This is a genomic window from Brevundimonas sp. PWP3-1b1 (genome assembly GCF_049896065.1).
Lineage (GTDB): Bacteria > Pseudomonadota > Alphaproteobacteria > Caulobacterales > Caulobacteraceae > Brevundimonas > Brevundimonas intermedia_B.
The window spans coordinates 1,404,515-1,424,224 of the sequence record NZ_JAFCTO010000001.1 but is presented as its reverse complement, the minus strand read 5'-3'; the positions used below and the strand labels follow the sequence as shown (position 1 = coordinate 1,424,224).

The window sequence follows — 19,710 nt, the reverse complement described above, 5'->3', positions numbered from 1 at the left end:
CGGCGTCCCAAGGGCGCTGTTAAGTTGACATTAGGAAGGAACACTTACAGAACATCGACAAATGTTCACGGCCCGTTCCGATTCGTCGGCGGGCGCATGAGGGCCTGGCGATGCTCACGCGCAAGCAGCACGAACTGCTGATGTTCATCCACGAACGGATACAGGAGACGGGCGTCTCTCCCTCGTTCGACGAGATGAAGGAGGCGCTGGACCTTGCGTCCAAGTCGGGCATCCACCGGCTGATCACGGCGCTGGAGGAACGCGGCTTCATCCGCCGCCTCGCCCACCGCGCCCGCGCCCTGGAAGTGACCAAACTGCCCGAGCAGGCCACGGCCGGCGCGCCGCGCGGCCGGGCCGGGTTCAAGCCTGACGTGATCGAAGGCGGCGGCGGCCGCGCACTGGCGCCCCTTGCGGCCAACGACACCCGCGAGCTGCCGTTGATGGGCAAGATCGCCGCCGGCACGCCGATCGACGCCATCGAGCACGAGACGGCGCGCTACCCGGTTCCCGAATCCATGCTGGGCTCGGGCGAACACTACCTGCTTGAGATCGAAGGCGATTCGATGATCGAGGCGGGCATTCTGAACGGCGACATGGTGGTCATCAAATCGACGGACAACGCCTCCTCGGGCGAGATCGTCGTGGCGCTGGTCGAAGGCGAACACGCGACGCTGAAGCGGCTTCGCAAGAAGGGCGCCTCCATCGCGCTGGAGCCCGCCAACCGCAACTACGAAACCAAGATCTACGGGTCGGATCAGGTCGCCGTTCAGGGCAAGCTGGTCGGCCTCATGCGCCGCTATCACTGACGTCCGGGTTCGGCTGGCGTGCCCAGGGGCGGTCGCCCCGCACGTCGGCCGTCCAGACGGCGCGCCATCGATCCGTTTCAGACGGACTGACACGCCATAATTCGATCGCGCCGCCTCTGGCGAAATCGATGGCGTCGAGCACCAGGCGTTCCTGACAAGCGCTTGGAATCGATGTGAGGACCGCGCGCACGCTGATGACGGGCGCCGCGCGGCATAGGGCCTCCATCTGGGCCGGACCGGGAGCCTTGCGTCCCCACCAGATCGCGACAGGACCGACTTGCTCAGCCTCTGGCCGACAAGAAAAGCGCTCGCAAGCCCAGCCCGTCTCCGGCCGATCCGTCATGGTCAGGCCGCGCCGTCGTGACCAGAGATCGACGGCGAATTCCCGCACGCCGGGCCTGACGACGACCGCCTCCTTCTCGCGATGAAATGCGGCGTTTGTCCCCCCGTCTCCGATCCACAGATCCGGCGTCGGCGCGCGCGGCCAGACCAGAATGGCCGCCGCCAGCGGCAGGCCCAGCCACCTCAGTCGTCCCTGCCACAGACAGACGAACAGCACCCCCAGGAAGGCGATCGGCAGGACATAGTCCGGCGCACTGGCCACCGTCCGCACCGCCCCCGGCAGCCCCGCCGTCCAGGTTCCGATCGCCAGCATAAGATCGACGCCCCATCCCGCAACCGCCAGGAAAGGCCCGCCCAATCCCAGCGGCTCTAACGCCGCGCCGATGGCCAGGGCCGGCATCAGGATGAAGTCTGCGACTGGCGAGGTGCCCAGGTTCGCCAGCAACCCGTACATTGCCGTGCGATTGAAATGCTGCATGGCGAACGGCCCGGTCGTCAGCCCCGCCACGACGCTGGCCGCCACGGCCGCCGTCAACCAGCCGCCGAACCGTTGGATCGCCAGAATCGGCCACGGGGCGGAAATCTCTCGCGTCCGCTTGGGCCAGGCCTCGACCAGGGCGACCAAGGCGGCGGTCGCCGCGAACGACATCTGGAAGCCCGGCGTGACGATGGCTTCCGGTTGGATGGCCAGGACGATGAAGGCCGCGACGGCCAGGCCGTGCATCGTCACCGCCTGCCGATCCAGCAGGATGGCCAGGAAAGCGATGGAGGCGGTGATGGCCGCTCGCTCGGCCGGGGGCGGCGCACCCGACACCACCAGATAGACGCCCACCGCCGTCAGTCCCGCCACGGCCGCGACCTTCTTGCCGTGAACCCTCAGGGCCAACCAAGGCCAAGCCGCCACGCTCAGACGCACGGCGAAGAAGACGAAACCGCCGACAATGGCCATGTGCAGCCCGGACACCGACAGGATGTGCGCCAGGCCCGAATCCCGCATGACGTCCATGTCCTCCTGACTGATCCAGGTCTCGTGGCTGGTGGTCATGGCGGCGGCGATTCCGCCAGTCCGCTCGCCCAGGCGCGCCACGATCCGCTCCGCCAAGGCATAACGCGCGCCATTTACGGCCATCGCCAACCGAAGCCGCCATGGGGGCGGCGCGAGATCAGCCGACCGCGTCTCACCCAGGGCGAAGGCCACACCGCCCATACCCTGGAAAAAGGCGTTGCGGCCGAAATCATAGGCGCCGGGGCTGGCCGGCGCCGGTGGGGGATTGAGGATGCCGAAGAGACGGATCGCCTCGCCTGGTCTGGGCGGTTCGCCTCGCACCGTCGCCCGCAAACGCACGGGCGTTTGATCTGGCGTAAGCCCCCGTACCCAGACCGGTGCAATCACGATCCGCGCGCCCCTCTGGCCAGGACTGTCGACGTCCACGACCCAGGCCTCGATCACGGTCGGCTCGCTCATTGCGGGCGCGATTGGCGCGGCGACCATTTCGGTGCGGACCTTGGCGGCCGCCAAACCGCCGGCGACGCAGGCCAGCATCAACAGCGGCCAAGTCAGACGCCGCGCCCATCCCCGCCGTCTCGCCGCGATCCAGGCTGAAAAGGCGACGACTGCGCCCAGCAACAGAGGCCACAACCCCGGCTCGATCCGCAGGGCGAAATAGACCGCGGCGCCGGCGCCGAACGCGACCGGCGCCCACAACCGCCATCGCAGCGTCTGCGCCGCGACCTCCCCGCCCAACCACGCGCGCAATCGCGCGGCGGGGGTAGGCTTTGCCGCGTCGGGGCGTATAAGGGCCTCGCTTACGGACCCATCGCCTATGACCTCACCCTCCTCGACTGTCGTCACCCGCTTCGCCCCCTCGCCGACAGGCTATCTGCATATCGGCGGGGCGAGAACCGCTTTGTTCAACTGGCTGTACGCCAAGAGACACGCTGGGCGTTTCCTGATCCGGGTCGAGGACACCGACCGCGAACGCTCGACCGATGAAGCGGTGAAGGCCATCTTCGACGGCCTGAGCTGGCTGGAGCTGTTCGCCGACGAAGAGCCGGTGTTCCAGTACAGCCGCGCCGACCGCCACCGCGAGGTGGTCGATCGACTGCTCGAAACGGGCCACGCCTACCGCGACTTCACCTCTGCCGAGGACACGGGCCGTCTGCGCGACGAAGCCAAGGCCGAGAAACGCACCTTCGAATCGCCTTGGCGCGACCGCGAGCCCACGGTCGATGACCTGGCCCTGCCCCACGTCGTGCGCTTCCGCCGCCCCAAGGCGACGACAGTCACCGTCGCCGACGAGGTCCAGGGTTCGGTCAGCTGGTCCACCGAAGATCTCGACGACCTGGTGCTGCTGCGCTCGGACGGCGCCCCGACCTATAACCTCGCCGTGGTGGTCGATGACCACGACATGGGTGTGACCCACGTCATCCGCGGCGACGATCACCTGAACAACGCCGCCCGCCAGAGCCTGATCTACGACGCCCTGGGCTGGACGCGTCCGACCTTCGCCCACATCCCGCTGATCCACGGTCCGGACGGCGCCAAGCTGTCGAAACGCCACGGGGCCCAGGCAGTGCATGAATATGCCGAGATGGGCTATCTGCCCGAGGCCATGCGCAACTACCTGGCCCGGCTGGGCTGGGCCCACGGTGACGACGAACTGTTCAGCGACGCCCAGGCGGTGGAATGGTTCGATCTCGCCGGCATCGGCAAGGCTCCGGCCCGGCTGGACTTCGACAAGCTGGCTCACGTCAACTCTCACTGGCTGCGCCTTGCGGACGACGAACGCCTGGCCAAGCTGACCCTGGATGCGCATCTGCAGCGCGGACACATCCTCGCCGAGGCGGACGAGGCACGGCTTCAACGCGCCATGCCCTTCGTGAAGGACCGCGCCAAGACGGTGCTGGACCTGGCCGAGCAGACCGCATTCGTGCTGAAGTCCCGCCCGCTGGCCCTCGACGACAAGGGACTGGTCCTGCTGACCGGTGAGACGCTGGAGCGCCTCGGTCGCCTGCGTGACCGGCTGGCCCTTTTCCAGTCCTGGGACGTTTTCGCGCTGGAAGCCGAGCTCAAAGCCTTCGCCGAATCCGAGGGCGTCGGCTTCGGCAAGATCGGTCCGCCGATGCGCGCGGCCCTTACCGCAGGGTCAACATCACCTGATATTGCACGAACTTTGTCGGCTCTTGGGCGCGACGAAAGTCTCGGGCGCTTGGATGATGCGCTGCAACAGACTAAGTGATCACCCACAAACCAAAAAGCGGCCGACGCCTCCCCGCGCCTGGACGTATGATGCAAAGGGGCATTCATGACTGAACAAGCCAACACCGCCGGCTCGGCGACCCTGTCCTTCGAGGGCAAGACCATCGAGTTGCCGGTCCTTTCGGGCTCCACCGGCCCGGACGTCATCGACATCCGCAAGATGTATGCGGGTACGGGCGCCTTCACCTTCGACCCGGGCTTCACCTCCACGGCCGCGTGCGAATCTGCCCTGACCTATATCGACGGCGACGCCGGCGTGCTGCTGCACCGCGGCTATCCGATCGACCAGCTGGCCTCGCAATCGAACTTCGTCGAGGTCTGCCATCTGCTGCTGCACGGCGAACTGCCGACGGCCGAGCAGTTCGAGAAGTTCGAAAACAGCATCACCATGCACACGATGCTGCACAGCCAGTTCGACCGCTTCTTCGAGGGCTTCCGCCGCGACGCCCACCCGATGGCGATCATGGTCGGCACAGTCGGCGCCCTGTCGGCCTTCTATCACGACAGTCTGGACATCCATGATCCGGTCCAGCGCGACATCTCGGCCATCCGCCTGATCGCCAAGATGCCGACGATCGCGGCCCGCGCCTACAAATACCATATCGGCCAGCCGTTCGTGTCGCCGCGCAACGACCTGTCGTACGCCGAAAACTTCCTGCGCATGTGCTTCGCCGTGCCGGCCGAAGAGTATCACGTCGATCCGGCCCTGGTGCGCGCCATGGACCGCATCTTCACCCTGCACGCCGACCACGAGCAGAACGCCTCGACCTCGACCGTCCGCCTGGCCGGTTCGTCGGGCGCCAATCCGTTCGCCTGTATCGCCGCCGGCATCGCCTGCCTGTGGGGCCCGTCGCACGGCGGCGCCAACGAAGAGGCGCTGACCATGCTCAAGGAAATCGGCACCCCGGACAAGATCCCGGAGTTCATCCAGGGCGTGAAGGACCGTAAGTACAAGCTGATGGGCTTCGGCCACCGCGTGTACAAGAACTACGATCCGCGCGCCAAGGTGATGCAGCAGTCGGCCTATGAAGTCCTGGCCGCCACCGGCCGCGAGAACGACCCGCTGTTCCAGGTCGCCAAGGAGCTGGAGAAGGTCGCCCTGTCGGACGAATACTTCACCTCGCGCAAGCTGTTCCCGAACGTCGACTTCTATTCAGGCATCACCCTGTCGGCGATGGGCTTCCCGACCAGCATGTTCACCGTCCTGTTCGCCCTGGCCCGCACCGTGGGCTGGATCGCCCAGTGGCAGGAAATGATGGCCGATCCTTCGCAGAAGATCGGTCGCCCGCGTCAGCTCTACACTGGCCCGACCGAGCGCGACTACGTGCCGATCGAACAGCGCGGCTGATCGACGGCTTCACGCCTGAAAATGCAGAACGCCGGGGAGCCATCCCCGGCGTTTTTTTCTTGCCTTCAGACCAGCTTCAGATCGACGAACCGCGCGGCTAGGTCGTCCAGGTCGCGGTGCATGTGCGCCGCACCGATGGCGGCGGCGCCCAAGGCCATGTCGTCGCCCTCGACGGCGATGGACAAAGCCAGGCTCTGGTCGATCGGCCCCATCGGCGCGGCGGCCCTACCCTGCGAAAGGGCTTCCAGCCGCTCCACCGCACGCGCCGCATCCTGTGACCAGGGATCCAGCCGCGCGCCTGCGCCTTCGGCCTGAAAACCACGCCCCAGAATCACGATGTCGCTGCGCACCCGCCAGAAGGCGCGCGCGAGCGCGGCGCGGTCAGCGGTCTCACGTTGAGGCCCGGGCAGATCGATGACGTTCTTGGCCGCCTGACCCAGCCCATCTAGCCGTCGTTTCAGATCGGCATGGCGTCGGGTGATCTCGGACGCGTCCGCCGGATCACCCTTCGATACCAAAGCCAAAAGCGCCGCCGCTTCGCCCGCCGCCTCGCGCGCCTGCAGCTTGAACGACTGATGGGCATGACGGGGGAACAGCGCCAGGATCGCCATCACACCCACGCCGCTGCCGACCAAGATTTCCATCACCCGATCCAGAGCCAGCGACGCCGGCCCTTCAGCGCCCGTCCCGCCGGCGATGACGATGGTCGCCGTCACGGGTGCGATCTTCAGCCAGGGGCGGCCGGCTCCGAAAAACGCCAGCAAGGCCGTGGATGCGGCGATGCTCAGGGCCATGCTTTCCATGCCGGGCGGACGCAGGAAGGCGAAGACCGCACCGACCAACGCGCCCGTCACCGTGCCGATGGCCCGATCCCGCGCGACGGTCAGCACCCCGCCCCCGACGCTGGCCTGGATGACGACGATGGCGGAGATCACGCTCCAGTAGGGGTGCGGCAGGTTCAGCCATGTGGCGAGATAGAGGGCGGCCATGGCGCCGACCGCCATCTGCAACGCGGCCCGGACTTCTGCGGCCCGTCGGGGACTGAGCGCCCGCGCCACGGTCAGCCCCGTGCTTTTGCAGCGATGACCTTCAACACGGCGTCCGCCGCCAACTCCGACGGGTCCGCTCCACCGCGCCCCATCAAGTCCAGGGCCGCTGTCTGACGTTGCGCCTGTTCGGCCGCCATGGCCGGATCGGACAGCAACCGACCGACCGCCGCCGCCAGGATGGCGGGCGTCGCCTCGTGCTGGATGAACTCCGGTGCGATCCGGTCGTCGGCGGCGACGTTGAACAGGGTGATGTGTTTCGCCGTCACCATCCGCTTCATCAACTGATAGCTCAGCCCGTCGATCTTGTAGGCGATGACCATGGGCGCGCCGGCCAGGGCCAGTTCGGTGGAGACCGTGCCGCTGGTGGCCAGGGCGACCGTCGCGGCGCGCATGGCGTCGTACTTCTCGGCCTCGTCCACCAGATGCGCCCGGAACGGCCAGGCGGCGACCCGTCCCGCGACATCCCTTGCCACGGTCCCGGCGGCGACGACGGCGATTTCCAGCGCTGGATCGATGGCCTTCAACTTGCCGATCGCCGCCTCATAGACCGGCGTCATTCGCGTGATTTCGCTGGGGCGGCTGCCCGGAAGCACCAGCAGCAGCTTGGCGTCGGCGGCGATGCCGCGTCGCGCACGGAAGGCTGCGCCGTCGGCGCCGGCCATATCGACATGCAGGGCGGACGAGCCGACCACGGTCGTCGGCAGACCTTCCCGCTCGAACCAGGGGGCGTCGAAGCCGTAGAGCGCCAGCAGATGATCGACCGCCGCCGCCAGCGTCCTTGCCCGGCCCGGCCGGGACGCCCACACCTGCGGCCCGACGTATTTTATCAGAGGCACATCCGGCCGCGCCGCGCGGATGGCCTTGGCGACCCGGATGGTGAAGCCCCAGCTGTCGATCAGGACCACGACGTCGGGTTTTTCTCGCTCGGCCAGCGCCGCCGTCTCCTCGACGCGGCGCTTGACCTTGCCATAGGCGCGCAGGCCCTCGATCCAGCCCAGGATCGAAAGTTCGGCGATGTCGAACGGGCTCGTGATACCTTCGGCCGCCATCTGGGGACCGCCGACGCCGACGAAAGTGACGTCCACACCCAGCCGCGCCTTCAGCGCCTTGGCCAGGCCGGCGCCGAGCGCATCGCCCGAGGCCTCGGCCGCCACCAGCATGATCTTCAACGGGCGGCTCATCGCGCTTCGCCCCAGACGAACAGACCCAGGCGGTCGGCCGCAGCAATTATGGCCGCGCGGTCGATCAGGATCAGCCGTCCCGCCACCCCGCCGATACCGGCCAGACCCGCCGCCGCCGCCATCTCGACCGTGCGTGGGCCAATCACCGGCATGTCCACCCGCAAGTCCTGGATCGGCTTGGGTGCCTTGCCCAGCGCGCCCTTGCGGTCACCGGCCGAGCCGCGCAGATCGGCCGGCAGCCCGGCGACCCGGCTCAACATGGCGTCGGTCCCCTCCTGCGCCTCGACCGCCAGCACAAGGCCGTCACACACGACCGCGCCCTGCCCGATGTCCAGTTCGCCTGATTTTTCCGCGACATGAAGCGCCTTCTTCAGGTCAACCAATTGCTCCGGCGTGGGCGAAACCGCGCCCAAGGCTCCGGCCGCCAGCATTTCTCCGCCCAGAATGTCGTCGGCGCCTTCGACGGCGAAGCCTTCGGCCTCGAACACCGACAGGATCTTGCGCAACAGGGCGTCGTCGCCCTTGGACGCCGCCGCCACGATGCCAGGCAGCAGGGTCGCGCCCTTGAAATCGGGCTTCAACGTCTTGAAGTCGGGTCGGTTGACGATGCCCGCCAGACAGACGGTCGTACAGCGCTCGGCCTTCAGGGCCTTCAGGATCGCCCCGATCTGAGCCATGCCGAACTCGGAGCCGGGCCAGCGCGCCAGATGGGGATCGGCGAACCCGGCCAAGCGGATCAGGAAGACCGGACGCCCCTCGGCGTCGCACCGCGCCGCCACCGCCGCCGGCAGGTCGCCGCCGCCCGCGATCAAGCCCAGCTTGCCGGAACCGGTCATTCCGCGTTCGGCAGACACAGCGGACGCCGCCCGCCGTCGCGGATGAAGGCGATGATCTCCATGATCTCGGGCAGGTCGGCATAGGCCTGGGCCACGCCGTCGATCCGACCCGCAAATTCGCCCGGGCCTTCGAACAGGTCGCGATAGGCCGCCAGCAGACGGCGCACCTGATCCTTGCCGTAACCTTTGCGCTTCAGCCCGATCAGGTTCAGCCCACGCAGCCGCGCATGATTGCCCCAGGCCGACCCGTAGGGGATGACGTCGCGCGTCACGGCGGCCAGACCGCCGATGATCGCCCCCTGCCCCACGCGCCCGTTCTGGTGGACGGCGCATAGGCCGCCCAGGAAGACCTTGTCGCCGATATGAGCATGGCCGCCCAGGGTGGCGTTGTTGGCCATGACGACATTGTTCCCGACCACGCAGTCGTGGCCGATGTGGGCGCCGGTCATGAACAGATTGTTGGAGCCGACGACGGTCACGCCCGTCCCCTGCGGCGTGCCCCGGTTGAAGGTGCAGTGTTCGCGGATCAGGTTGTTCTCGCCGATCTCCAGCCGCACCGACTCGCCCTTGTAGCCGTTGTGCTGCGGGTCGCCGCCGATCACGGCGAACGGATGGATCACCGTCCCCGCGCCCACGGTCGTATCCTGCTGAACCACCACATGGCTGACCAGTCGCACGCACTCGGCCAGCACCACGTTCGGCCCGATGGTGCACCAGGGCCCGACCTGGACCCCGTCGGCCAGGGTCGCCGTGGCGTCGATCAGGGCGGTCGGGTGGATGGTCATCAGGCGGCAGGCTCTGTCGCTGGAGTAGGCACCGTCACGACCATGGCCATGAACTCCGCCTCAGCCGCCAGCTTGCCGTCGATGAAGGTCTCGCCGCGGAACTTGTAGGCATCGCCGCGCGCCTTGATCACCTTGACCTCCATCCGCAGCTGGTCGCCCGGCCGCGCCGGCTTCCTGAACCGCACCCCGTCGATGGACATGAACATGATGACCTTGTCGGCCACGGCGACGTCCAGGGTCTTGGACATCAGCAGGGCGCCGGTCTGGGCCATGGCCTCGACGATCAGCACGCCGGGCATGACCGGATCGATCGGGAAATGCCCCTGGAAGAACGGCTCGTTGTGGCTGACGTTCTTGATGCCGACGATGGAGGTGCGGGGCACAAAGGCCTCGGCCTTGTCCACCAGCAGGAAGGGATAGCGGTGCGGCAGCCGCCGCATCACCTCGGCGTAATCGATCTTGCCGTCTTCGCTCATCCCTATGATTCCTTCGGGGCCTTCTTTGAAGAGGCCTGTTTGGCGAGCCAGATGGTTTCGCGCAAGAACTGTCGGATCGGACGGGCCGGATAACCGGACCAGGTCTCGCCCGCCGGAATGTTCGCCAGCACCCCCGCCCCGGCCGCGACACGTGCGCCCTCCCCGATGGTGATGTGGTCGCCGATCCCCGCCTTGCCGCCGAAGATGACGTTGTCGCCGCTGGTCACCGAGCCCGAAATGCCCGTGTTGGCGGCCATTAGATTGTTGCGGCCGATGACGCAGTTGTGGCCCACCATGACCAGATTATCGATCTTTGTGTTCTCGCCAATGACCGTGTCGTCATAGGCGCCACGGTCGATGCAGGAGTTGGCGCCGACCGTCACCCCGTCTTGCAGGATGACGCGACCCAGTTGGGGAATGTCCATGGCGCCGGAGGCCGTGCCGGTGGCGCCGAAACCCGCCTCGCCGATCCGTGCGCCGGCGTACAGCTTCACCCGGTCGCCGATCAGGGCGAAGCCGACGGTGACGTTCGAGCCGATCACGCAATCCCGGCCGATCTGCACGCCGGGCGCAATGACGCTGTTGGCGCCGATGCGTGACCCGCGCCCGATGCGCACACCCTTGCCAAGGATCGCGCCCGGTTCGACCACGACGCTGTCGTCCTCGGCCGCTTCGTCAGGCGTGATCGCCGCATCGAGCGTAACAGCACGGTGCAGCAGAAGCGACGCCTTGGCCCAGGCGGCCTGAGGCGTTCGCGAAACGATCACGGCGGCGTCTACAGGCGCCGCGTCCCTGGCCTCGGCCGGCACGATCACGCAGCCGGCTTTCGTCGCCGCCAGGGCGGAGGCGAACTTGCGGTCGCCCAGAAACGCGATCGCGCCCCTGTCCGCAGAGGACAGGGGCGCGACGGAAGCGATCATGCGATCCCCGCCCCGCTCGACCTCGCCGCCGATCTGCGCCGCCAGGTCGGCGACGCTGAGGGGCGACAGGGTTTCGAAGAAGCGAGGATCCGGCATCGGCGGCTTAGTTGGCGGCTGCCGGTTGCGCTTGCGTCTGAGCCGGCACCGGCATGCGGTTGAAGCTCAGGGTCGGCAGGGCGGTGTTCAGGCGCTGGATCGCCAGGTCGGTGACGTCCATGGCCGGGTTCATCATGAAGACGCTCTCGCGGTCGAGCAGCAGGCCGCAGCCCTTTTCTTGATACAGCGCGGTCAGGATCGGCGAGACGGCTTCGGTGATGGCCTGACGCTGCATGCCCAGGGTGTAGCGCAGCTCGTTCTCACGGGTGGATTCCAGCTGCTGGGCTTCCTGCGCGCGCTGCTGCAGGGCCTGACGGCGCTGTTGCAGCTGATCGGCCGGCAGGCTGGCGCCCGACGTCTGCAGCTGCTGAGCTTCGGTCTGGATTTGCGTGGCGTACGGCTGCAGTTCGCCCTGAACTTCCTGAGCCAGTTGTTGCATGCGGGCTTCGACAGCCTGACCGGCCGACGACTGGGCCAGCAGACGCGCGTTGTAATAGACGCAGACGCCGGGGATGACCGGGCCGGGGTTGGCGGGAGCCGCCTGTTGCGCCGAAGCAGCGGTGGCGAGAAGCGAAGCGGCGGCGGTCGCCGCGATGATCAGAGCTTTCATAGGGTTTCCTCGTGCGGTCGAAAAAGCCGCGATTAGAACTGGGTGGAGGTCGAGAAGCGGAAGGATTCCGTCTTGTCGTAGTCTTCCTTGGACAGCACCTTGGAGATGTCGAAGCGGATCGGCCCCATTGGCGATCTCCAGTGAATGCTGATGCCGGCCGACGCGCGCAGCGACAGCTCGTCGGCGATATTGGTGTTCACCGTGCCGGTCGATGTCAGCTTGTAGCGGTCATCCAGCACGCCCAGCGTACCGACATCGGCGAACAGCGAAGTCTTGATGCCGTACTGCTCGGGCAGATAGTTCGGCAGGGTCAGCTCGACCGTGCCGATGGCGTAGAAGTTGCCGCCCAGAGCGTCGGTCGTGGTCAGGTCGCGCGGCCCCATACCCGCCGTCTCGAAACCACGGAAGCTGTTGCCGCCCTTGAAAAAGCGGTCGTTGATGCGGATCGGATCGCCGTTCCAGCCGCTGACATAACCGGTCGAACCCTGAACGCTGACGACCCAGGCCGGCGTAAAGCCGTAGTACCAGCTGGCGTCGGCCTCAGTCTTCACATAGTTCACGTCGCCGCCCAGACCCGCCAGATCCTGACGCAACGACCCCGCCCAGCCGCGCGTCGGGCGGATCGGGTCGTTGGTGTAGTTCATCTGCAGCGTGTACCCCGCCGACGAGTTTATATAGCTGCCGATCTGATCGCACAGCGCCGACGAACCCTGACCCGCGCCGTCACAATAGCCGGTCGGCACGATGATCTCGTCCGACTTCAGGAAGTATCGGGTGCTAAGCAGCATATTGCCGTTCAGAGGATAGGACAGGCGCAGACCCGCGCCGGTTGAGCGATAGTCGTACGAGGAATATTCGCTGAGGTCGTAACGCGAGTGGAATACGTCGAAGCCAGCCCGCAGGTCACGGCCCAGGAACTTGGGCTCGGTGAAGCGGAAGTCCACCTGCTGGCGCAGCGAACCCCATTCCAGACGCGCCACGACGTTCTGGCCACGTCCGCGGAAGTTCCGCTCCGAAATGCCCAGGTTGACGGTGAAGCTGTCGACCGAGCTGAAACCCGCGCCGACGGACAGTTCGCCTGTGGGCTGTTCCTGGACGTTGACGTTGATGACCGAACGATCCGGCGCGCTGCCGCGCGTTTCCTCGACCGTCACGTCCTTGAAGAAGCCCAGCGCGCGCAGATTGTTGCGCGAACGCTCCATCAGGGCGCGGTTGAAGGCGTCGCCCTCGGTCAGCAGCAGTTCGCGACGGATGACCGGGTCGATGGTGCGGGTGTTGCCCACCACATTGATGCGGTCGATGTAGACCCGCTGACCTTCCGACACATTGAAGGTCACGTCCACCGTGTCCGTGTCGGGATTAGCCTTGTACGTCGGGTTGATCTCGACGAAGGCGTAACCTGCCGAACCGGCGGCGAACGTCAGGGCGTCGACCGCTTGCTCGATCTTGTCGCTCTCGTACAGATCGCCCGAACGGAGCGGGATCAGACGTTGCAGGAAGTCTGCGTTCAGACGGTCGTTCTGGGTGACGACCTTCACCTCGCCGAAGTTGTACTTGTCGCCTTCATTCAACGTCAGCGTCAGCTGAAACGCCTGATCGTCCGGCTGCAGCTCGGCGACCGAGGAGACGACACGGAAATCATAGAAGCCGCGGTTGGTGTAGAACTTCCGCAGCTGCTCCTGATCGTATTCCAGGCGGTTGGGGTCGTAGTTGTCGTTGTTGGAGAAGAACTTCCACCACGTGGACTTCTCGGTGACCATCACGCCGCGCACGTCGCGATCAGAAAAGGCGTCGTTGCCCAGGACGTTGATCGCGCTGATGCCGGTCTGCGGGCCTTCGTTGATCTCGAAGATCACATCGACGCGGTTCTGCTCAAGCTGAACCAGCTTGGGCGTCACGGTTGCGGAAATCCGACCTTGAAGACGATACAGTTCGATGATGGCGCCGACGTCTTCCTGCACCTTGGCGCGGGTATAGATGCCGCGCGGCGCCAGGGTGACTTCCTTGGTCAGCTTGTCTTGAGTAAGCGCCTTGTTCCCCTCGAACACCACCTGGTTGATGATCGGGTTCTCGACGATCTGAACGATCAGGTCGCCGTTCTGGATGCCCAGCTGAACGTCGGCGAACAGGCCGGTGCGCGACAGGGTGCGCACGGCGACGTCCAGCACCGAGGCGTCCACCGCGTCGCCTGGCCGGATCGGCAGATAGGACAGGACCGTCGTCTGGTCGATCCGCTGTGCGCCCTGCACGATGATGCGATTGATCGTGATCGTCTGCGGCGCAGCGATCTCGACGCGCGGCTCGGCGCCGGCGACGGGCGCTTGCGCTGTCGCGGTCTGAGCGGGCGCGGGGGCCGGCGTGGCTGGGGCAGTCGCAGGCGCAGTCTGAGCCAAGGCAGGCGCACCGAGGCCGGCGGCGACGGCCAGAGCCAGCAGGCTGGAACGGGCGCTCAATCGAACGGCGGCGCGAGAGGTCATGTCATTCATTCAGGAAACCATCGGGGGCTGGCGTCGGCTCACGAGACGAGCCCGCCGAGGAATTGGAAGAGGTTGAGCTTCTGTAGGTCGTTCCACGTCGCGAACAACATAAATCCCGCCAAAAGCGCAAGGCCTGCACGATAGCCCATCTCCTGGAACCGCGCCGACACAGGCTGCCGGGCTACGGCTTCATAGCCGTAGAAAAGCAGATGCCCGCCGTCGAGGATCGGGATGGGAAGGAGATTTAGAAAGCCGATTCCGATCGAAAGTATGGCGGCCAAGGTTGTCAGGGTCAGGATCAGGTTGATGGCGATGGCGCCGGGAGCCGGATTGGCCTCGACCGCAGCGGTCGTCAGCGACCCTGTCGCCTTGGCGATGCCAACCGGTCCGCTAAACTGATCGCCCGACTCGCGCCCGGTCACCAGACGTCCGAGATAGGTCAGGGTCGAGCCGATCACGTCGCCGGTCTGGCGCACGCCCTCGACCACGGCGCCGACGGGTCCATAGCGGACATGGCGCACATCGCCGGCCGATGACCCAAGGCCCAGGCCGATGCGGCCGACCTTGACGCGTCCGGCGATGGGATCGTTCTCTTCGCGACGCTCCGGCGTCGCGACCAGTTCGACGGGCTGCCCAGCACGCTCGACAGTGAAGCGGACGGGATCGCCGGTGGACAGCATGACGGTGCGCGTCACTGCGCTGCCGTCCTTGATGGGCTTGCCGTTCACATCTGTGATCAGGTCGCCGACCTGGAAGCCGGCGGCGGCTGCGGGCGATCCCGCCTGAACCTGGGCCACGCGGGCGGGGCGCAACGAAACGCCCACGGCCATGAAGACGACCGCAAAGATGGTGATGGCCAGGATGAAGTTGGCGATGGGGCCGGCGGCGACGATCAACGCGCGCTGCCACACCGGCTTGAAGTGGAAATAATCGCGCTCGGCGCCCGGCCCGCGCTCGGCGACCACACGCTGGCGCAGCTCGTCCAGCCCTGCCCTGTCCGGCACGCTGGACGCGTCCAGATCGCCCGAGAACTTCACATATCCGCCTAGCGGCAGCCAGCCCAGCCGCCATTCGATGCCGTAGCGATCGGTGCGGCTGAACACGGCCTTGCCGAAGCCGACCGCGAAACGATCCACCTTCACGCCAAAGGCGCGCGCGACGAGGAAGTGACCCAGTTCATGGATGGTGACGATGAACGTCAGCACCAGCAGGAACGAGGCGATTGAGATCAGGACCTGACCCAGGACGCCCAGCATTCGAAAATCGTCTCCCCTGGCCTGCTATCAGGCCGCGTTCGCAAGACCGGCGATGACGGTTTCAGCCATTCGACGCGTTTCGGCGTCGACCGAAAGGGCCGCGCCGCAGGCGTCTCCAGAACCGAAAGCCATCCCCGCTTTCGTCGCACGCTCAAGGGTTTCGGCGACGACTGCGGCAATATTGAGAAAGGCCAGCTTCCGGTCAAGAAATGCGAAGGCCGCGACCTCATTCGCCGCATTGAACACAGCGGGCGTCGCGCCTCCCGCCTTCAAAGCCTGACGGGCCAGATCCAGGGCCGGGAAACGCACCAGATCGGGCGCCTCGAACGTCAGCCGCCCCAGAGCCGCAAGGTCCAGCTTGGGCGCCGGCCAGGCGATCCGGTCAGGCCAGGCCAGGGCGCAGGCGATGGGCGTGCGCATATCCGGCGGCCCCATCTGGGCCAGCGTCGAACCATCCACATATTCCACAAGGCTGTGGATGATCGATTCGGGGTGCACCACCACGTCGATTCGGTCCTGCGGCATATCGAACAGATAGGCCGCCTCGATCATCTCCAGGCCCTTATTGGCCATGGTGGCGCTATCGACCGAAATCTTGGCCCCCATGCTCCAGTTCGGATGCGCCACCGCCTGTTCGGGCGTGATGCCGGTCATCTGGTCGCGCGGGGTCTGTCGAAAAGGCCCGCCCGATGCGGTCAGTATCAGCCTAGACACCCTTTCAGGGGCGTCGGCGGGAAAGACCTGAAAGATGGCCGAATGCTCGGAATCGACCGGGATCAGCCGCCCCCCTGCCCGCTTGACCCGCTCGATCAGGGCCGGACCGCAGCAGACCAGGCTTTCCTTGTTGGCCAGCGCCAGGGTCGCGCCGGTGGCCGCCGCCGCCCAGGCTGACTTCAGTCCCGCCGCACCCACGATGGCAGCCATGATCCAATCGACCGGCCGCGTCGCAGCCTCGACGATGGCGGCGTCGCCGGCGGCGACCGCGATGTCCGTTCCTGCCAAGGCGTCTCGCAACGCGTCCAGTCGCGCCGGATCGGCCGTGACCGCCAGTTTCGGACGCCAGCGCCGCGCCTGTTCGGCCAATTTGGCGATGTTCGCCCCGCCGGTCAGCGCCTCGACCTCGAAAGCGCCCGTGCCCGTCGCTTCGGCCTGAGCCATCAGGTCCAGCGTCGAGGCGCCGACCGAGCCGGTCGAGCCCAGGACCGTGACGCGACGCCGGATCACGCGCCGCGCTCCAGCAACAGGACGATCAACCGTCCGGCCGCGACCACGACGACGGCGAACATCAGGCCATCAACTCGGTCCAACAGCCCGCCATGGCCGGGAATGGTATTGCCCGCGTCCTTGACCCCAAACCGACGCTTCAGGCCCGATTCCCACAGGTCACCGGCCATGGTCGCCAGCGCCGCCGCCAGCCCCAGAATCGCACCCCAGAATATGGTCAGCCGGCCCATGTCGAACCACGCCGTCATGGCTGCGCCGGCCACCGCCCCCGCCAGGATACCGCCGATGAAGCCCGACCACGTCTTGTTGGGCGAATAGCGCGGCCAAAGCTTGGGGCCGCCGAACGTAGACCCTGCCAGATAGGCCAGAATATCCGCCGACCAGGTCACGGCGAAGACCAGCGCCGTCCAGTGGAGACCCACCGGGCTCTCGCCGTCCCGTAGCCAGATTAGGAGGATTGAAGGCCAGCCGAGATAAAGCACGCCGTAGGCGGCATCGACCGCCTGTTGTCCGCGCTTGCGGGCGAGCAGGCCTGCAGCCGCGGCGCCGAATACCAGGGTGACAAAAGCCACCGACATGACGCCGAAGTAGGCGCTGACAACGGAGGCTACGACTGCAAGAGCGACGGCCAAGCCGATCGGGCGCGGCGCTCTTGGCGCGCTCATTGCGCCCCATTCGAAAGCGAGAACGACGGCGGCGACGACGACCAGCGCCAGGAACCAAACGCCTCCAAACCAGGTCGCAGCGACAGCAGCCGGCGCCAGCACGGCGGCGGAAGCGGCCCTCAACGCAATGTCACGCCCCTTGACCGCCATCAGGCCGTCGCGCGCTCAGGCGCGACCACACGGCCGCCATAGCGACGATCACGTTGACCGAAGGTCGAGATCGCCTCGGCTAGCGCCTTGGGTCCATAGTCGGGCCACAGGATGTCCTGGAACACCAGTTCCGCATACGCGGCTTCCCACAGCAGGAAGTTCGACAGGCGCTGCTCGCCGGACGTGCGGACGATCAGGTCCAGCGGCGGCGAACCCGCCGTCGCCAGCCCCGAGGTCAGGACCGCCTCGGTGATCGGCTCGACCGTTTCGCCGGCCAGCACCCGCTCCATGTGGCGACGGGCGGCGTCCACCAGATCGGCCCGTCCGCCATAGTTGAAGGCGACCTGCAGCAGAAAGCGGTCGTTATGCGCCGTCTGCGCTTCGGCTCTTTCGATGATGGCGGCGATGTCTGCAGGCAAGCCTTCGCGACGGCCCAGGATCTTCAGGCGCACACCCGCCTTGGTCAGACGCGACAGATCGCTGGCGACATAGGTTCGCACCAGCCCCATCAGGTCCGACACCTCGTCTTCCGGTCGGCTCCAGTTCTCGGTCGAGAAGCCGAACACGGTCAGACAGTCGATGCCCAGGTCAGGCGCCGCCTGGATCGTGCGCTTCAGCGCCTGCACGCCCTCACGGTGGCCCAGCGCCCGCGGCAGGCCGCGCGCCTGCGCCCAGCGGCCGTTGCCGTCCATGATGATGGCGACATGGCGCGGCCCATCCGGGCCCCGTTCCTTTGGGCTTTGGCCTGAAGGCGCGGCGCTGTCTGCCGTCATCTGTGGTGTGATCCCTTCAGGGCCAAGCCGTTTCGCCTAGACCTGCATGATCTCTTGTTCCTTGGTCTTCAAGGCCTCGTCGATGCGCTTGATGGCCGCGTCGGTTTCCTTCTGGACCTCGGTCTCCATCTTCTTCTGTTCGTCCTGACTGATCTCGCCGGCCTTCTCGGCCTTCTTCAGGTCGTCGTTGGCGTCGCGGCGGACGTTGCGGACCGAAATCTTCTGCTGCTCGGTGTATTTGCCGGCCAGCTTGACCAGATCCTTGCGGCGTTCCTCGGTCAGGGGCGGCACGGGGATGCGCAGCGTCTGGCCGTCGACGATGGGGTTCAGGCCCAGGTTGGCGTTGCGGATCGCCTTTTCGACGGCGACGACCATGCCCTTGTCCCAGACATTGACGCTGATCATGCGCGGCTCGGGCACGCTGATGGCGGCGACGGCGCTCAGCGGCGAGGCCGAGCCATAGGCCTCGACCCGCACAGGCTCCAGCAGACCGGCGTTGGCGCGTCCGGTGCGCAGGCCGCTGAACTCTTCCTTCAGGGCGGTGACCGACCGCTCCATGCGGTCGCGATAGGTCTTCAGTTCAGGCTTTGCCATGGTCTTGGTCTCTCTTGTCTTTCCTGGTCACGCAGACGTTCAAGCGACGTCCTGAATGACCGTGAACGTGCCTTCGCCGGTCAAGGTCCGGCGCAGCGAGTTTTCTTCCCGAATGGAGAAGACCACGATCGGGATGCCCGTGTCGCGCATCATGGCGATGGCCGAGGCATCCATGACCCGCAGGTCCTTGGCCAGGACGTCCTGATAGGTCAGGGTTTCATAGCGGGTGGCGGTCGGGTCTTTCTTGGGGTCGGCGGTATAGACGCCGTCCACGCTGGTGCCCTTCAGCAAGGCGTCGCAGCCCATTTCGGCGGCGCGCAGGGCCGCACCCGAGTCCGTGGTGAAGAAAGGTGCGCCGACGCCGGCGGCGAAGATCACGACACGGCCCTTTTCCAGATGACGCAGGGCGCGCCGACGGATGTAGGGCTCGGCGATGGCGGCCATGGGAATGGCGCTCTGTACGCGGGTCGAGACGCCGATCTTCTCCAGCGCCGATTGCATCGCCAGGGCGTTCATGATGGTCGCCAGCATGCCCATATAGTCGGCCTGTGAGCGCTCCATACCCGCCGCCGCCTTGGACAGGCCGCGGAAGATGTTGCCGCCGCCGATCACCAGGCAGATCTCGACGCCTTCCGCCGCCACGTCCGCGACGGCCTTGGCGACCGCATCGACCGTCTTCATGTCGACGCCGAACGACTGATCGCCCATCAGCACCTCGCCGGAAACCTTCAGCAGGACGCGTTTGTAGCGGAAGGTCGAGGTGGCGTCGGGCATGCGGGAAGGTCCGTTTGACTGCGGCGCCATTGAATCAGGCGACTTCTTATAGACGAAAGGCGCGCCGGCCATCAAAGCCGAACGCGCCC

18 protein-coding genes are annotated in these 19,710 nt (G+C 66.5%); 3 read left to right on the top strand and 15 right to left on the bottom strand.

Features of this window, described 5'->3' with window-relative positions; all coding sequences use genetic code 11:
- The first annotated feature begins 110 nt into the window (after positions 1-110).
- Entirely contained in the window at positions 111-806 is a 696-nt protein-coding gene (gene lexA, locus ACP69V_RS06945; RefSeq protein WP_159851186.1) for a transcriptional repressor LexA, read from the top strand.
- Here the strand turns inward: lexA and ACP69V_RS06940 are convergent.
- Complete coding sequence (locus tag ACP69V_RS06940; RefSeq protein WP_426023214.1) at positions 787-2,892, bottom strand: ComEC/Rec2 family competence protein; 2,106 nt, start codon at positions 2,890-2,892, stop codon at positions 787-789. The two genes, lexA and ACP69V_RS06940, sit on opposite strands and share 20 nt — an antisense overlap.
- Positions 2,893-2,971: 79 nt before the next feature.
- Between ACP69V_RS06940 and gltX the strand changes: the two genes are divergently transcribed.
- Together gltX and gltA are read left to right on the top strand one after the other, a co-directional pair.
- A complete protein-coding gene (gene gltX / locus ACP69V_RS06935; protein WP_426023213.1) occupies positions 2,972-4,387 on the top strand; it encodes a glutamate--tRNA ligase in 1,416 nt (471 codons plus the stop codon).
- 66 nt (positions 4,388-4,453) lie between these two features.
- Positions 4,454-5,755 carry a citrate synthase gene (gene gltA / locus ACP69V_RS06930; protein ID WP_426023212.1) on the top strand — a complete coding sequence of 434 codons (1,302 nt, stop codon included), beginning with the start codon at positions 4,454-4,456 and terminating at the stop codon, positions 5,753-5,755.
- Positions 5,756-5,820: 65 nt separating this feature from the next.
- On the opposite strand, the gene ACP69V_RS06925 is transcribed toward gltA, so the two are convergent.
- Genes ACP69V_RS06925 through pyrH form a run of 14 tightly spaced genes read right to left on the bottom strand, consistent with a single transcriptional unit; the run spans position 5,821 to position 19,621 of the window.
- Positions 5,821-6,813 (bottom strand): FUSC family protein, encoded by a 993-nt coding sequence (locus tag ACP69V_RS06925; RefSeq protein ID WP_426023211.1) that lies wholly within the window; start codon positions 6,811-6,813, stop codon positions 5,821-5,823.
- A gap of 2 nt (positions 6,814-6,815) precedes the next feature.
- A complete protein-coding gene (lpxB, locus tag ACP69V_RS06920; RefSeq protein ID WP_426023210.1) occupies positions 6,816-7,985 on the bottom strand; it encodes a lipid-A-disaccharide synthase in 1,170 nt (389 codons plus the stop codon).
- Entirely contained in the window at positions 7,982-8,821 is an 840-nt protein-coding gene (lpxI, locus tag ACP69V_RS06915) for a UDP-2,3-diacylglucosamine diphosphatase (protein ID WP_426023209.1), read from the bottom strand. Before lpxI ends, lpxB begins: the two co-directional genes overlap by 4 nt.
- A complete protein-coding gene (gene lpxA, locus ACP69V_RS06910) occupies positions 8,818-9,606 on the bottom strand; it encodes an acyl-ACP--UDP-N-acetylglucosamine O-acyltransferase (protein WP_426023208.1) in 789 nt (262 codons plus the stop codon). Before lpxA ends, lpxI begins: the two co-directional genes overlap by 4 nt.
- The gene (gene fabZ, locus ACP69V_RS06905; RefSeq protein ID WP_292148992.1) at positions 9,606-10,082 is read right to left on the bottom strand and encodes a 3-hydroxyacyl-ACP dehydratase FabZ; all 477 of its coding nucleotides are present in this window, start codon (positions 10,080-10,082) and stop codon (positions 9,606-9,608) included. The genes lpxA and fabZ overlap by 1 nt, the downstream gene beginning before the upstream one ends.
- Before the next feature lie 2 nt (positions 10,083-10,084).
- Positions 10,085-11,098, bottom strand: a complete 1,014-nt coding sequence (gene lpxD, locus ACP69V_RS06900) for a UDP-3-O-(3-hydroxymyristoyl)glucosamine N-acyltransferase (protein ID WP_426023207.1) — start codon at positions 11,096-11,098, stop codon at positions 10,085-10,087.
- Positions 11,099-11,105: 7 nt separating this feature from the next.
- Positions 11,106-11,708, bottom strand: coding sequence for an OmpH family outer membrane protein (locus ACP69V_RS06895; protein ID WP_346495289.1), 603 nt, complete (start codon positions 11,706-11,708; stop codon positions 11,106-11,108).
- A 32-nt stretch (positions 11,709-11,740) separates the two neighbouring features.
- On the bottom strand, positions 11,741-14,194 hold the full coding sequence (gene bamA, locus ACP69V_RS06890) for an outer membrane protein assembly factor BamA (RefSeq protein WP_426023206.1): 2,454 nt from the start codon (positions 14,192-14,194) through the stop codon (positions 11,741-11,743).
- Positions 14,195-14,223: 29 nt separating this feature from the next.
- A complete protein-coding gene (locus ACP69V_RS06885) occupies positions 14,224-15,441 on the bottom strand; it encodes a M50 family metallopeptidase (protein WP_426023205.1) in 1,218 nt (405 codons plus the stop codon).
- A gap of 27 nt (positions 15,442-15,468) precedes the next feature.
- Positions 15,469-16,665 (bottom strand): 1-deoxy-D-xylulose-5-phosphate reductoisomerase, encoded by a 1,197-nt coding sequence (dxr, locus tag ACP69V_RS06880; RefSeq protein WP_426023204.1) that lies wholly within the window; start codon positions 16,663-16,665, stop codon positions 15,469-15,471.
- Positions 16,662-17,480: a phosphatidate cytidylyltransferase gene (locus ACP69V_RS06875; protein WP_135195908.1), complete on the bottom strand. Its 819-nt coding sequence runs from the start codon at positions 17,478-17,480 to the stop codon at positions 16,662-16,664. Before ACP69V_RS06875 ends, dxr begins: the two co-directional genes overlap by 4 nt.
- Positions 17,480-18,253 carry a polyprenyl diphosphate synthase gene (gene uppS, locus ACP69V_RS06870; RefSeq protein ID WP_426023203.1) on the bottom strand — a complete coding sequence of 258 codons (774 nt, stop codon included), beginning with the start codon at positions 18,251-18,253 and terminating at the stop codon, positions 17,480-17,482. The genes ACP69V_RS06875 and uppS overlap by 1 nt, the downstream gene beginning before the upstream one ends.
- Positions 18,254-18,289: 36 nt before the next feature.
- Positions 18,290-18,847: a ribosome recycling factor gene (frr, locus tag ACP69V_RS06865; RefSeq protein ID WP_135195906.1), complete on the bottom strand. Its 558-nt coding sequence runs from the start codon at positions 18,845-18,847 to the stop codon at positions 18,290-18,292.
- A 39-nt stretch (positions 18,848-18,886) separates the two neighbouring features.
- Positions 18,887-19,621, bottom strand: a complete 735-nt coding sequence (pyrH, locus tag ACP69V_RS06860) for a UMP kinase (protein WP_135195905.1) — start codon at positions 19,619-19,621, stop codon at positions 18,887-18,889.
- Between the last annotated feature and the right edge of the window lie 89 nt (positions 19,622-19,710).

Excerpts from the sequence above, each read along its gene's own strand:
- lpxD (WP_426023207.1), bottom strand. The coding sequence starts at position 11,098 with ATGCCGGATCCTCGCTTCTTCGAAACCCTGTCGCCCCTCAGCGTCGCC.
- uppS (WP_426023203.1), bottom strand. The coding sequence starts at position 18,253 with ATGACGGCAGACAGCGCCGCGCCTTCAGGCCAAAGCCCAAAGGAACGG.
- pyrH (WP_135195905.1), bottom strand. The coding sequence starts at position 19,621 with ATGCCCGACGCCACCTCGACCTTCCGCTACAAACGCGTCCTGCTGAAG.
- lpxB (WP_426023210.1), bottom strand. The coding sequence starts at position 7,985 with ATGAGCCGCCCGTTGAAGATCATGCTGGTGGCGGCCGAGGCCTCGGGC.
- ACP69V_RS06885 (WP_426023205.1), bottom strand. The coding sequence starts at position 15,441 with ATGCTGGGCGTCCTGGGTCAGGTCCTGATCTCAATCGCCTCGTTCCTG.
- gltX (WP_426023213.1), top strand. The coding sequence starts at position 2,972 with ATGACCTCACCCTCCTCGACTGTCGTCACCCGCTTCGCCCCCTCGCCG.
- fabZ (WP_292148992.1), bottom strand. The coding sequence starts at position 10,082 with ATGAGCGAAGACGGCAAGATCGATTACGCCGAGGTGATGCGGCGGCTG.
- gltA (WP_426023212.1), top strand. The coding sequence starts at position 4,454 with ATGACTGAACAAGCCAACACCGCCGGCTCGGCGACCCTGTCCTTCGAG.
- bamA (WP_426023206.1), bottom strand. The coding sequence starts at position 14,194 with ATGAATGACATGACCTCTCGCGCCGCCGTTCGATTGAGCGCCCGTTCC.
- lpxA (WP_426023208.1), bottom strand. The coding sequence starts at position 9,606 with ATGACCATCCACCCGACCGCCCTGATCGACGCCACGGCGACCCTGGCC.
- lpxI (WP_426023209.1), bottom strand. The coding sequence starts at position 8,821 with ATGACCGGTTCCGGCAAGCTGGGCTTGATCGCGGGCGGCGGCGACCTG.
- frr (WP_135195906.1), bottom strand. The coding sequence starts at position 18,847 with ATGGCAAAGCCTGAACTGAAGACCTATCGCGACCGCATGGAGCGGTCG.
- lexA (WP_159851186.1), top strand. The coding sequence starts at position 111 with ATGCTCACGCGCAAGCAGCACGAACTGCTGATGTTCATCCACGAACGG.
- ACP69V_RS06875 (WP_135195908.1), bottom strand. The coding sequence starts at position 17,480 with ATGGCGGTCAAGGGGCGTGACATTGCGTTGAGGGCCGCTTCCGCCGCC.
- ACP69V_RS06895 (WP_346495289.1), bottom strand. The coding sequence starts at position 11,708 with ATGAAAGCTCTGATCATCGCGGCGACCGCCGCCGCTTCGCTTCTCGCC.